Source organism: Pseudomonas morbosilactucae (assembly GCF_023241715.1).
Taxonomy (GTDB): Bacteria; Pseudomonadota; Gammaproteobacteria; order Pseudomonadales; family Pseudomonadaceae; genus Aquipseudomonas; species Aquipseudomonas morbosilactucae.
On sequence record NZ_JALQCW010000030.1, the window covers coordinates 139,670 to 152,690 of the forward strand.

A 13,021-nucleotide genomic window follows, 5' to 3' on the forward strand; every position below is an offset into this window, starting at 1 on the left:
AGCTGTTATGCGTGCACGTGAATTGGGTATCCGCCTGGGGCTGGGAACGCCGGGCCCCGACAACGGGATTACCGACGTTCCCGGGGTGCGGGTCGGCCACAGCACCCTCAAGGCCGAGGTCAATGGTCAGCAGGTACGCACCGGCGTGACCCTGATCCAGCCGCGGGAAGGCCCGGCGCGCGAGCAACCCTGTTTTGCCGGTTGCCATGTGCTCAACGGCAACGGTGACGCCACGGGCCTGGAGTGGATTCGTGAGGCGGGTTTTCTGGCCACGCCCCTGGCCATCACCAACACCCACAGCGTGGGGGTGGTGCGCGACAGCCTGATTGCCCTGGAACGGGAGCAACGGGCCGACCCGGCGGTGTATTGGTGCATGCCGGTGGTGATGGAAACCTACGATGGTCTGCTCAACGACATCTGGGGCCAGCACGTGGGCCCGCAACAGGTGCGTGAAGCCATGGCCCGGGCTCGCTCCGGGCCGGTGGAAGAGGGCGCGGTGGGCGGCGGCACGGGGATGATCTGCCACGAGTTCAAGGGCGGGATCGGCACCGCCTCGCGGCGTTTGCCGGCGGACCAGGGCGGCTACACCGTGGGCGCCCTGGTCCAGGCCAACCATGGCAAGCGCGAGGAACTGCGGGTCGACGGCTACCCGGTCGGGCGGCAATTGGGCGACATTGCTTCGCCGTTCGCCGAGCGCGGCACCCCGGGCATGGGGTCGATTGTGGTGATTCTGGCCACCGATGCGCCCTTGCTGCCGCACCAGTGCCAGCGTCTGGCCCAGCGTGCGTCCATCGGCATCGCCCGCACCGGCGGCGGCACCGAAGACTCCAGCGGCGATATCTTCCTCGCGTTCGCCACCGGCAACCGCGACCTGCCGCCGGCGGACTATGGGCGCAAGGACCTGCCCTTGAGCACGGCCCTGGCGATGCTCAACAACGACCACATCTCGCCGTTGTTCAGCGCGGCCGCCGAAGCCGTGGAAGAGGCCATCGTCAATGCATTGCTGGCCGGTGAAAGCATGAGCACGGCGAGTGGGGTGCAGGTGCCGGCCCTGGAACCCGAGCGGCTGTTGCAGGCCCTGGCCGCGACGGGGTGGCGTACCCGGCAATAGCGGGCCGGCCGCTGCGCCCTTGGTAAGCTGCCCACCCTGGGCGGCTTCAGGGGGCGGGCCCGGTGCTGTCGTCGGCGCCAGACAATCATCGCCACCATTTATCCAAATCTCGTTGCCAGGCCAGGGGGCAGCTGTTATCTGTACGCATAACCAGTATTCCTCTGCCGTGGCGCCTCAAGTTCTGTGACTTCAAATCCCCTGGAAAACCCCTTTTATTACTTGCACAACTTCCAGCAAGTGCTCGATTGGCTCGCTCAGCGTTATGCCGACGTGCTGTCGCCGGCCGAGCAGGGTTTTATCGACGACTTCCGTGCGTTACCCCAGCCGGCCCAGGCCTTGCTGGTGCGCATGGTGATGCGCAAGGGCCGGCATTTTCGCGCCAGTCGCTTGCACTACGTGGAGATCGGCGACAGCGCCGAGGCCGTGGCGCCGTTGCTGCGCCTGGGTTGGGTGGATGAGCAGGCGTTATTGAGCTTGGAAGAGCTGTTCGGGCTCTTGCAGAAGGCCGAACTGCTCCAGGCGTTCAAGCCCCATATCCAGCAGCCCAAGGGGCGCAAGGGGGATTGGCTGGCGGAGCTGGCGCCGTTGTTCGAGGCCCCGCTGACCCTGGCCCAGTGGTGCCCGGAGCTTCCGGAGCAGCTGTTCAGCCTGACCCTGATGGACCTCTGCGATCGCCTGCGGCTGATGTTCTTCGGCAACCTTTATCAGGACTGGTCGGAATTCGTGCTGGCGGACCTGGGCATCTACACCTATGAAAAGGTCGAGATCGGCGCCGACTCCCGTGGCCTGCGCAGCCGTGAGGACGTGGACGGCTTTTTCACCCTGCACGGCTGCCAGGAAGACTTCGAGGCCGGGGCCGATCTGGACACGGTGCTGACCCGGATTCGCCAGTTTCACAGTGCCAACCCTTGGTTGCAGCGGCGCCGCGCCAAGTTGCTGTTTCAGCTGGGCCAGCACTGCGAGCGTCTGGCCGACTGGCCGGCGGCGCTCAAGGTGTATGGCGATTGCGTTTACCCGGGCGCGCGCATGCGCCTGATCCGCGTGCTGGAGCGCAGCGCCGATTACCCCCAGGCCCTGGAATTGGCCTGTGCTGCGCAAGAGGCCCCGGAGAGTGCGGCCGAGGCCCAGCAGTTGTTGCGCATGTTGCCGCGCTTGCGTCGCAAACTCGGCGGCCCGCCCGCACCCCGTGGCGCCGCTTCGCGGCAGATCGAGCGCTTGGACCTGGCGCTGCCCCGAGGCGAAGACGGGCTGTCGGTGGAGTTCCTGGTGCAGGCTCATTTGCACGAAGAGCAGGCGCCGGTGCATTACGTGGAGAACAGCCTGATCAATTCGCTGTTCGGCCTGTTGTGCTGGCCGGCGATTTTCGCACCTTTGCCCGGGGCCTTTTTCCACCCGTTCCAGCGCGGGCCGGTGGACCTGTTCAATGAAGACTTCCATGAGCGCCGGGCCGACCTGTTCCAGGCCTGCCTGGCGGAGTTGGAGGATGGCCGCTACCGCGAAACCATCACCCGGCGCTACGCCAGCAAATGGGGGGTGCAGTCGCCGTTCGTGTTCTGGGGGGCGCTGAACGAGGCGCTGCTGGAACAGGCCCTGGACTGCTTGCCGGCCCAGCACCTGCTGCACTGGTTCCAGCGGTTGCTCCTGGACATCAAGGCCAACCGCGCCGGGATGCCGGACCTGATCCAGTTTTGGCCGGAGCACAAGACCTACCGCATGATCGAAGTCAAAGGCCCGGGGGACCGCCTGCAGGACAACCAGTTGCGCTGGCTGGAGTTCTGCCAGGAGCAGCGCATGCCGATCGCCGTGTGCTACGTGCAATGGCAGGAGCTGGAGGCTTGAGCTACAGCGTTGCGGTGCGCGCCTTGTGCGAGTTCAGCGCCAAGGTCGGTGACTTGGACCTGCGCTTCACCCCGTCGCCCACGGCCCTGGAGGGCATGGCCGGGCATCGCACCGTGGCCGCTCGGCGCAACCCCGACTACCAGCAGGAGGTGGCGCTAGAAGGGCAGTATGGGCCGTTGCGGGTGCGCGGTCGGGCCGATGGTTATGACCCCCGGCAACAACTGCTGGAAGAGGTGAAGACCTTTCGCGGCGACCTCAGCCGGCAGCCGGCCAACCACCGTCAACTGCACTGGGCCCAGGCCAAAGTCTATGGCTGGCTGATGTGCCAGAGCCTGCAACTGCCGAGCCTGCGGGTGGCGCTGGTGTATTTCGACATCGTCAGCGAGGAAGAAACCTCGCTGGTGGAGACGTTCTCGGCGGCGCAACTGGAAACCTTCTTCAATCAGCAGTGCATGTGCTTCCTGGAGTGGGCCGAACAGGAAATGGCCCACCGCCAGGCCCGGGACCAGGCGACCCAGGCCCTGGTGTTTCCCCATGCGCAGTTTCGCAGCGGCCAGCGCAGCCTGGCCGAGGCGGTGTACAAGGCGGTCAGCACCGGGCGCTGCCTGATGGCCCAGGCGCCTACGGGCATCGGCAAGACTTTGGGAACGATTTTCCCGTTGCTCAAGGCCATGGCCGGGCAGGCCCTGGACAAGTTGCTGTTTCTCACCGCCAAGACCCCGGGCCGGCAGTTGGCCCTGGATGCCGCCCGGGTGCTGCAGGACAGCCACGCCGGGCTGCCTTTGCGGGTGCTGGAACTGGTGGCCCGGGACAAGGCCTGCGAGCACCTGGACAAAGCCTGCCATGGCGAGTCCTGCCCTTTGGCCCGGGGCTTCTATGACCGCCTGCCGGGCGCGCGCCAGGCCGCCAGCGAGCAAACCCTGCTGGACCAGCAGAGCCTGCGGCGCATCGCCCTGGAGCATCAGGTGTGCCCCTATTACCTGAGCCAGGAAATGGCCCGCTGGAGCGATCTGGTGGTGGCCGACTACAACTACTACTTCGACTTCAGCGCCTTGCTGTTCGGCCTGGCCCAGGCCAATCAGTGGCAGGTCGCAGTGCTGGTGGATGAAGCCCACAACCTGGTAGAGCGAGGCCGGGCGATGTACAGCGCCAGCCTCGACCAGTACCAGTTGGGCAGCGTGCGCCAGGCTGCCCCTGAGGTGTTGAAGAAGCCCCTGCAACGGCTCAACCGTGAGTGGAACGCCCTGCACAAGGAGCAAGTCGCCGCCTATCAGGCCTACGACCAGCCACCGAGTGCGCTGCTCAAGGCCTTGGCCTTGTGCGTGTCGGCCATTGGCGATTACCTCAACGATCCGCCCCAGGGCCTGGACGCCGGGTTGCAGGGGTTTTACTTCGAGCTGCTGCAGTTCGCCCGGGTCGCCGAGCTGTTTGACGGGCATTTCCTCTTCGACATCAGCAAGCGTGAGCTGGGCGGGCGCCGCAGCCAGTCCCAGCTGTGCCTGCGCAATGTGGTGCCTGCCCCGTTGCTGCGCCCCCGGCTGAGCGCGGCACGCAGCACGGTGCTGTTTTCGGCGACCTTGAGCCCGCGGCATTACTACGCCGACCTGCTGGGCCTGCCGGACAACAGCGTGTGGATGGACGTGGAGTCACCGTTCCAGGCTGAGCAGTTGCAGGTTCAAGTAGTCAGCCGGATCTCCACGCGCTTCGCCCGGCGCCAGGCCTCCCTGGAGCCCATCGTCGAGTTGATGGCGCGCCAGTTTCAGCAGCGCCCGGGCAATTACCTGGCGTTTTTCAGCAGCTTCGATTACTTGCAGCAGGTGGCTGAGCTGTTGGCCCAGCGCTACCCGGCGATCCCCCTGTGGTTGCAGTCACGGGGCATGGACGAGGGGCAACGCCAGGCATTTCTCCAGCAGTTTCGCCCAGATGGCCAGGGCATAGGCTTTGCCGTGCTGGGCGGGGCGTTTGGCGAAGGCATCGACCTGCCCGGGTCGAAGCTGATCGGCGCCTTTGTCGCCACCCTGGGCCTGGCCCAGTTGAACCCGGTGAACGAGCAATTGAAGCAGCGCATGGCGGCGATCTTTGGCGCCGGGTACGACTACACCTACCTCTACCCGGGTTTGCAGAAAGTGGTGCAGGCAGCGGGGCGGGTCATCCGTAGTCAGGAGGATCGTGGGGTGGTGGTGCTGATTGACGATCGCTTTGCTGAAGCGCGGGTCCAGCAGTTGTTGCCTCGTTGGTGGGTGCTGGAGGGCGAGCCGGCGTTGTAGCGGGTGGCCTACGGGTTTCTCTTTCCGTCCAGGCCGGGGCACCGAAGTTCAGTTGAAAATATTGCGGCCAATGCAGTAGGCCAGCAGGTCCTGGTCGCTTTGCACCTCCAGCTTGCGCATGGCCGAGATCTTTTGCGCGCTGATGGTTTTTGCGCTGCGATGCTGGGTGCGGGCAATGTCGCTGACGCTTTTGCCGGAGACGAACAGCCGGAGTATTTCAAACTCCTTGGGCGACAGGGTGGAGAAGCGGGCGTCGATGTCCATGTTGGACTCCATCACCGAGTTGGCTGCCGGTTCCAGGCTGCGGTAGGTGCCTTTCTGGGCAATGGTCTTGAGGGCGGTCTGGATTTCCTCGTGCAGTTGGCTTTTCTGGATCACCCCAGCCACCCCCAGTTCGTGCAGGCGGGTGAGGATCAATTGATTGGAAATCATGGTCAGGATCAGGATGTGCAGCCGCGGGTAGTTGCGCTTGAGGTACTCCACCAGCTTCAGGCCATCGCCGTAGGGCGAGTCCCCGGGCATGTTGTAGTCGGTGATGAGGATGTCCACTGGCTGGCTTTCCAGCAGTTCGATCACGCCTTTGGAGCAGACCGCCTCACCCACGATCTCAAAACGATCGTCGCGCTCCATCAACTCCCGAACCCCCAGCAGCACAATGGGGTGATCGTCGGCGATGACAACTTTCATTTTTTTCATGAGACACACACCCGTGTATTACGTTGATTGGTAAAAAAATACGCAAACTGTCGGTACATTAACCCCTGCGTTTCATTATTCAAGCGCCACCATCAGCTCGTCGATCCGCCCCAGCAAATGCTGCACTTCAAGGCTCAAGGCCGCGCTCAGCGGCGTCTCCTGTAACCGGCATTCGAGCTCGGCACCGATCCTCGCCATGTCCGTGGCCCGAACTGCGCCCATGGCTCCGGCGATCCTGTGCAAGCACTCGGCGGCGACCTGGCTGTTGCCCTGGTCGAGGGCGGCGCTGACTTGGCGCATGTCCTCGCGCATGGTGCGCACAAACAGGCCGCGCATCCTCGGCGGGACCTGCAGGCTGTCTTGCTCCGGCTCCGGCTCCGGCACGGGCGCCAGCGGAGTCGCCGTGGCGTGTTCCAGCAGGGGCGTGTCCAGGGGCTGGCCGCGTTGGGCCAGGGACACCGCCCGGGCGATGGCGCGTATGTCGTAGGCGTCCACGTCTTGGCCCGTATCGGGGCGCCGAGCGCACGGCCCGGGCTTAGCGCTCGGATGCAGGGGCCCGGCCAGGGGCGCAGGTTGGGGCCGGGCAGCAAGTCCACCAGCACTGTGCGCTGGGCCGGCGGGTCCCAGGTGGGCGGGAGCGGGTGGGCGGTGACGCCCAGCCGCTCGAGCCAGTCGCAGGTGCTTTGCATCAGCTCCGGCACCGGGGCGCGAACGTAGACCCCCTGGCTGGCAGGCGGCACCTGGGCGTCGGGCAACGGGCCGGGCAGGGCGCTCAGGCTCAGGCGCAGGGAAAAACTGCTGCCCAGGCCGGGGTCGCTGGTCAGGCTCATGGTCCCGCCCATCATCGTGCTCAGGCTGCGGCCGATGGCCAGGCCGAGCCCGGCACCGGCCTCGCGGCTGGGCTCGCGCACTTGGTAAAACGGATCGAAGACTTTCGGCTGCTCGCTGCCGGCAATACCGATGCCGGTGTCGGTGACCTGCCATTCGAGGCGCACCTGCGTGTCCTGGTGTCCCAGCACCCTGGCCCGGAGCACCACCCGCCCGGTGTCGGTGAACTTGATGGCATTGCTCAGCAGATGATCGAGGATCTGCCGCAGCCGAGTGGCGTCGCCGTGCAACAGGTTGGGCAGGCGCGGGTCGAGGCAGGCATACAGCCGCAGGCCTTTGCGCTCGGCGCAGGCGGCGTAGCGGTGCAGGCAGTCTTCGATCAGGTCCAGGGGGCAGAACGGCGCCGGCTCGAGGGCCATCTGCCCAGCGTCGATCTTCGCCACATCCAGCACGTCGCTGATCAACTGGAACAGGGTGCTGGAGGAGCGCTGAATGGTGTGCAGGTAATCCTGCTGGCGACGGTCCAGGGGCGTCAGGCCGATCAACTCGAGGGTGTTCAGAACGCTGTGCAGCGGGATGCGTATTTCATGGCTCATGGTGTTCAGGAACAGGGCCTTGGCCTCGCTGGCCGCGCCTGCCGAACGCTGGGCCTGTGCCAGTAGGGCCGCGTCTTCGAGGCGCGGGGTCATGTCGTTGAAGGCGCACAGCAGCACCTCCTGGCCCTGGTAGCGACTGGTCACAAAGCCCACCTGCAGCGGGCGGCCGTCGATTTCAACCTGGGTTTCGCCGGCGTCGGCCCGTTGCGGATCGCGGTCGAGCAACGCCACCAGTTTTGCCGTGCTTTGCCACGCTTGGGCCTGGCGATTTTCCAGCAGCACCTTGCGGTCGCGTCGGCGCACCACGCACAGGCCGGTGGGCGCGGTGTCGATCAGCACCTGGCTGAAGGCCTCGCTGTCGGCGATGCATTGCTGGGCCTGTCGCGTCGGGACGAGGATCCGCTTGCGGTACCAGCGGCTGGCCCGCCAACCGCCGATCAAGGCGATCAACCCCAAACCCCCCAGGCCTACGCAGGCCCACCGTGCATAACCGAGGTCGTTGCCGTGGCTGAGGCTGTACAGCGCGACCCAAGGGTTGGCGGTGTCGCTGGAGATTTGGTAGGTCAGGCCGTGCAGCCCCAGGTTCAGGCCTTCGTGCAGGCCCTCGGCGGCCGGGCCAGGGCCCACCAGGACCTTGCCGGAGGGGGCGATCAGGGTGAAGTGGTTGTACATCGAACGGGCCATCAACCCCTCGATGTGATTGGCGTGATCCAGGTTCAACAGCGACGCCAGCACCATCCGCCGGGTGCCGCCCAGGGTGTGCGGGTGCTCGTCCTTCAGGTGCAGTTGGACGTACGCCAGCACGTTGAACCCGGTGTGTTCGCCTGCCGCTGGTGCGTAGGTTTCCCACTGCACCGGGTTGCCCGCGGCGCCATTGCCCGTCACCAACCGATGGCGCAGCCGCCGCTCCAGCACTTCGGGATCGGGTTCGCCTGCCGGGCCAGGATGGCCCTGTGGTGGGCCGGCCACCGGCACGCTGAAGTCGAAGCGGCCGTAGCTGTTGAACAACACACTGCGTGGCGCCGGGTACGGGGAAGCCGACCAGAAGGCCCGGTACAGGTTCGACAAGTGCAGGCCGGTGGCGAAGACCTTGGGCAGCTCGCTGGCCGTTGGCTGCTGCGGGTTGACGTGCAGGCTGAAGGGGCTGGCGTAGGGCGGTGGCGAGTATTGCCCTGTGCTCGGCCCTTGTCGGGGGGCCGGGCCTTGCGGGTTAAGAGCCCGCTCGCCGTTCCCGCCTGTGGTGTGGGCGGCCTGCTGCGCTGCGGCGTGCCGGAGGAAACGCTCCTGTTCATGGATGTTTTCCATCAGGTGGGTGAAGTGCAGCCGGGCGCGGCTGTGTTGTTCGTCGAGCAGACGCTGGGTGCTCCCGTAGAGGACGGCGAAGAGTGACAGGGCCAGCCCCAGCACGGCCAGCAAGCCCCTGTTCAGGTGCATTGAACGGCGAGTCAGGTGCTCCAGGAGGGTGTTGCTGTCTGACATGACGGGGTTCCAAAACACATGAAGGGGCGCGACCTGCAGAACCTGACGGAAGCCGAGGTTTGCAGCGGGGAGTGGTTGGGGATCGGGGGGTGGGCTAATACAGCGTGGCGGGCCCGTCATGGTTCAGCAGTTGCTGAAACTGTTGTGCCGACACCGCTTGGGAAATCAGAAAACCCTGGACCTGGGTGCACTCGATCTTGCGCAGCAGGGCCAGTTCCTCAGCGGTCTCCACACCTTCGGCGACCACGGTCAGGCCCAGTTGGCGCCCGAGGGTGATGATGCTGGTCAAGGCCTGGGCCAGTTCTTCGTTGTGGTCGCAGCCCTGGACCAGGCAGCGGTCGATCTTCAGTTCGGTGAAGGGCGCCGACACCAGGTTCAGGTAGGAGCTGTAGCCCTTGCCGAAGTCGTCCTGGGACAAGCCAAAGCCCTTGATCCGCAGGCGGCAGGCGCCGGCGTAGAAGTGGCTGATGTCATCGGGAATCGAACACTCCATCAGTTCGAAGCACAGCTTGCCGGGCACCCCGCGCCGCTCAATGACGAAGTCGTACAGGCGATCGGCCAGGTCGTGGCTGCTGAGCAAATGGGTGGGCAGATTGATCGACACCGGCACCTCGTAGCCTTCCAGGCGCCAGGCTTGCTGTGCCTGGAGGGCGTGCTCGAGCATCAGCCACAGCAGTTGCTCTTCCAGGTCGTGCTCGATCAACGCCGGCAGAAAGTGTTGTGGCAGCAGCGGGCCGTGTTGCGGATGGACCCAGCGCACCAGCGCTTCGGCGGCGACGATACGCCCGTTGGCCAAGGCTTTCTTCGGCTGGAACCAGGCTTGCAGCTGCTGGCTGTGCAGGGCCCCGAGCAGTTTTTCGCGGCTGATCTCCAGGCGGATCGGCGCCGCGCTGTCGTCGGGTTCCAGGCGCTTCAACTGGGCGATCAGGTTGCTCAGGGCCGCCAGGTTCACCGGCTTGGAAATCAGCCCGATCACCGTGACCCCGAGGTTGCGCGCCACCAGGCTGGCGCCCATCAGCATGCGCCGCGAGGACGCGCTCATGATCGCCAGGGCCGGCTTTGAATGCTGGGTGGCCAGGCCCTGGATAAATTGCACGCCGTCCATGCCCGGCATCAGCAGGTCGGTGAGCACCAGGTCGAAGTGCCGCCGCTTGATGCATTTGAGCGCCTCTTCACCGTTGTGGGCGACCTCCAGCTGATAGCTCCCCAGTTCATTGAACAGGTGCTGCAGGTACATGAATTGGAATGGCTGGTCTTCAACAATCAAAATGCTAGAGGGTTTCATGGGAGGCTCGTTCATAGGGCGCCAGGTAATTGAACAGCGCGCGCAAGGCAAAAGGTTTGACCAGGCAGTGGTCCATTCCGGCGGCCAGGCACAGCTCTTCCTCTCCGCGCATGGCATTGGCCGTGGCGCCGATGATCGGGGTCGTGCAGCCTTGGCGGCGCAGTTCGACGGTCAGTTCGTAGCCGTTGAGCCGGGGCATGTTGACGTCGGTCAAAATCACGTCGAACTGGCCGGTTTGCCAGATGGACAAGGCCTCTGCACCGTTGGACGCCAGTTCTACCGAGCAGCCCAGTTCTTCCAACTGGTCCTTGAGAATCAGCTGGTTGATGACGTTGTCTTCGGCCACCAGCACATGCAGGTTGAGTTTCCTCAGCTCGCGAGCGTCGCTGTGTTCCTCGCTCTTGGCCACCCACACACCCTGGGCCTGGCTGACGGCCTGGTGGATGGCCCGCAGGTTATTGGTGTTGACCTGCCAGCAGTTGTCCTGAACCTGGGGTTCGTTGTGGCCATCGCCGCTGGCGAGGATCCGCGGTCCGCTCCAGCCAGGCTGCAAGGGATGCTCCAGCATGCCCGGGTGCAGCTCGATCAGCACGTTGCCCTGGCTGCGATCGGTCGGGCTTGGCAGGCTGAGCTGGGCCCGGGCCCCCCAGCGCCGCAGCCAGCCGGCCACCGACTCGGCCAGCTCGCGCACCGCTGAGACCACGTAGATCATCTCCGGCTGCAAGCGGCCCAGGCCGTGGGGCTGGGGTTTTGGCGGCGAGGCTTCGAGGGGCAGGGTCAGGGTGAAACTGCTGCCCAGGCCGAGCTCGCTGACCATGCGGATATCGCCATTCATCAATTGGGTCAGGCGCTGGCAGATCGGCAGGCCCAGGCCGGTGCCGGCGATCACGTTGGTATTGCCCTCGGTCTGGTAGAAGGGTTGGAAAATCAGCGCCTGGTCATCCTGGTTGATGCCGCGACCGGTGTCGGACACCTGCCAGAGGATGCTCAAGCGTTCGCCGTCGCGATCCTCGACCCGAACCCGCAAGACGATGCGCCCTGAGTCGGTGAACTTCACCGCGTTGTTCAGCAGGTTGCTGAGGATCTGCCGGATGCGTGTCAGGTCGCCGATCAGGGTCTCGGGCAGTTGTGGTTCGATGCAGGCATAGAACTGCAGGCCCTTGGCCTGGGCCGCCGCGGCGTAGCCTTGGATGATCTCGTGGACCAGGTCCAGGGATGAGAATTCGCTGAGTTCCAGAGCCAGTTGTCCGGCCTCGATCTTGGAGACGTCCAGCACGTCGCAGATCAACTGCAGCAAGGTCGCCGACGAACCCTCGATGGCCCGCAAGTAGTCCCGCTGCTGATTGTCCAGTTCGGTGCGCGAGAGCAGCTCCAGGGTGCCCAGCACGCCATACAGCGGCGTGCGGATTTCATGGCTCATGGTGGCCAGGAACAGGGTCTTGGCTTCGTTGGCGGTGTCGGCCAGGCGCTTGGCCTCTTCCAGGGCCGCCTCGATTTCCTTGCGCGTGCTGATGTCGCTGAAGGCACAGAACAGCACGTCCTCGCCTTTGTAGCGGGTGGGCGCGGAACTCAGGTAGAGGTGGCGCCCGGCGGCGGTTTCAAAGTAATCCGAACGGTTGGGACGGCCGGGGTCGAAGGCTTGCTCGATCCAGGCGGCGCAGAGCGGGTCACGTTCCGCACCGCTGCCCAGCCACTGTTGCGAAAGAGTGTTCTCCAGCACCACACGGCCATCGCTGCGACGCAGCACACACAGGGCCACCGGGGCGATCTGGATCACGTCACGGCTGAAGGCTTCGCTTTCGATCAGCGCCTGCAGGCGGTGCATGGCGGGGGCAATCAGGCGTTGCTCGACCCGGCGGGTCAGCAGCACGATCAGGCTGATGCTCAGCAGGCTGAACAGCAGCGCGCCCAGGCACTTCGGCCACAGGGCCTGGAGCAGGTGGCTCAGGTCAAAGGCATAGACCAGTTGCCAGTCCGAGGTGCCGAGCTGCTTGCGAATCACCAGGTGATCGGGCCAGCCGTGGTCGCCGACGAAACCGAAAAAGCTGCCGCCTTCGATCTGTTGCACCGCCTGGCTCAGGGCGTCGCCCGGGGTGCTGGTGAAAATCAGCGCGCCCTGGGCGTTGAACATCATGAAATCCCCGGCGCTTTGATCGCTCAGGGCGCTGGAGACGTTGTGGCTGTCCATCTCCAGGCCGAGCCAGCCAGAGTCCGGAAAGCGCTCGTCGAGGGGGGTGAAGATGTACAGCGGGGAGGAGGGCACAGACGGATCCATCAGCCAGCGTTCATCGCTGCTGGGCGGGGCCCCGGGTGTCAGGGCGCCCAGGCTGTTCAGCAACACCGGGGACAAGGCCTTGGGCCCCGGTGTGGCACTGAACAGGTACTGCACCGACGGGGTTTCGCCCGGGCGCACATAGAGCAGGTTGAGTTGTTGGTCTTTCAGGTAGTCGCGCATGCGCTGGGTCAGCCACAGGCCCCATTGCTTGCCGCGTGCATCCCCCAGTCGCAGGTGGATTTCCTCGCTGGAGCCGGTGTAGCCGGTGCTGCTGTCCTTGGCGGATTGGTGGACGGCCGACAGGCTCAGGCTTTCCAACAGGGCTTCGCGGCTGGTGAAAAAAGCCTGGGCTTCGGCAATCGCGCTGCTCATGTAGCTACGGCGCTGGGACAGGTCGGTGTTGATGGTCGAGCGCAGAAAGTTGTAGACCGCGCCGAGGATGCCCATCAGAAAAATCAACGCAACGAGCCGAAGCAGCCTGCGGGCTGCTTCGGGACTGGAAAAGAGAGGATTGATCTGAGGTAGGTAGCTTTTTAATCTCATGCGCCAACTTTACTGGCGAGCATGCCCAACACGGGATCAGACAATTCTTAAAACTTCAGTATTCTCAGGGGGTTGATGAACTTTTTTGTGAATGGGTGTCAG

Annotated in this window: 7 protein-coding genes and 1 pseudogene; 3 read left to right on the top strand and 5 right to left on the bottom strand. The window is 64.9% G+C overall.

Features of this window, described 5'->3' with window-relative positions; all coding sequences use genetic code 11:
* The first annotated feature begins 7 nt into the window (after positions 1 to 7).
* From M1B34_RS13720 to M1B34_RS13730, 3 genes are all read left to right on the top strand, one after another.
* Positions 8 to 1,111 (top strand): DmpA family aminopeptidase, encoded by a 1,104-nt coding sequence (locus tag M1B34_RS13720; RefSeq protein ID WP_268265413.1) that lies wholly within the window; start codon positions 8 to 10, stop codon positions 1,109 to 1,111.
* 183 nt (positions 1,112 to 1,294) lie between these two features.
* Positions 1,295 to 2,950, top strand: a complete 1,656-nt coding sequence (locus M1B34_RS13725; protein WP_268265414.1) for a VRR-NUC domain-containing protein — start codon at positions 1,295 to 1,297, stop codon at positions 2,948 to 2,950.
* Entirely contained in the window at positions 2,947 to 5,217 is a 2,271-nt protein-coding gene (locus M1B34_RS13730) for an ATP-dependent DNA helicase (protein WP_268265415.1), read from the top strand. Before M1B34_RS13725 ends, M1B34_RS13730 begins: the two co-directional genes overlap by 4 nt.
* 48 nt (positions 5,218 to 5,265) lie before the next feature.
* Here M1B34_RS13730 and M1B34_RS13735 read toward each other — a convergent pair whose 3' ends face one another.
* The 5 genes and pseudogenes from M1B34_RS13735 to M1B34_RS13755 all read right to left on the bottom strand — a co-directional run bounded on the left by M1B34_RS13735 (position 5,266) and on the right by M1B34_RS13755 (position 12,919).
* On the bottom strand, positions 5,266 to 5,913 hold the full coding sequence (locus tag M1B34_RS13735; protein WP_268265416.1) for a response regulator: 648 nt from the start codon (positions 5,911 to 5,913) through the stop codon (positions 5,266 to 5,268).
* A gap of 75 nt (positions 5,914 to 5,988) precedes the next feature.
* The gene (locus M1B34_RS13740) at positions 5,989 to 6,249 is read right to left on the bottom strand and encodes an Hpt domain-containing protein (protein WP_341870549.1); all 261 of its coding nucleotides are present in this window, start codon (positions 6,247 to 6,249) and stop codon (positions 5,989 to 5,991) included.
* 449 nt (positions 6,250 to 6,698) lie between these two features.
* Positions 6,699 to 8,936, bottom strand: a pseudogene (locus M1B34_RS33860) (sensor histidine kinase); the annotation flags it as partial.
* Positions 8,911 to 10,101, bottom strand: coding sequence for a response regulator cyclic di-GMP phosphodiesterase PvrR (pvrR, locus tag M1B34_RS13750; protein ID WP_268265418.1), 1,191 nt, complete (start codon positions 10,099 to 10,101; stop codon positions 8,911 to 8,913). The pseudogene M1B34_RS33860 and the gene pvrR, both read right to left, overlap by 26 nt.
* The gene (locus tag M1B34_RS13755; protein WP_268265419.1) at positions 10,088 to 12,919 is read right to left on the bottom strand and encodes an ATP-binding protein; all 2,832 of its coding nucleotides are present in this window, start codon (positions 12,917 to 12,919) and stop codon (positions 10,088 to 10,090) included. Before M1B34_RS13755 ends, pvrR begins: the two co-directional genes overlap by 14 nt.
* Between the last annotated feature and the right edge of the window lie 102 nt (positions 12,920 to 13,021).

What these genes read in the sequence shown, in the direction of transcription:
- M1B34_RS13720 (WP_268265413.1), top strand. Translation starts at nt 8, where the DNA reads ATGCGTGCACGTGAATTGGGTATCCGCCTGGGGCTGGGAACGCCGGGC.
- pvrR (WP_268265418.1), bottom strand. Translation starts at nt 10,101, where the DNA reads ATGAAACCCTCTAGCATTTTGATTGTTGAAGACCAGCCATTCCAATTC.
- M1B34_RS13755 (WP_268265419.1), bottom strand. Translation starts at nt 12,919, where the DNA reads ATGAGATTAAAAAGCTACCTACCTCAGATCAATCCTCTCTTTTCCAGT.
- M1B34_RS13735 (WP_268265416.1), bottom strand. Translation starts at nt 5,913, where the DNA reads ATGAAAAAAATGAAAGTTGTCATCGCCGACGATCACCCCATTGTGCTG.
- M1B34_RS13740 (WP_341870549.1), bottom strand. Translation starts at nt 6,249, where the DNA reads ATGCGCGGCCTGTTTGTGCGCACCATGCGCGAGGACATGCGCCAAGTC.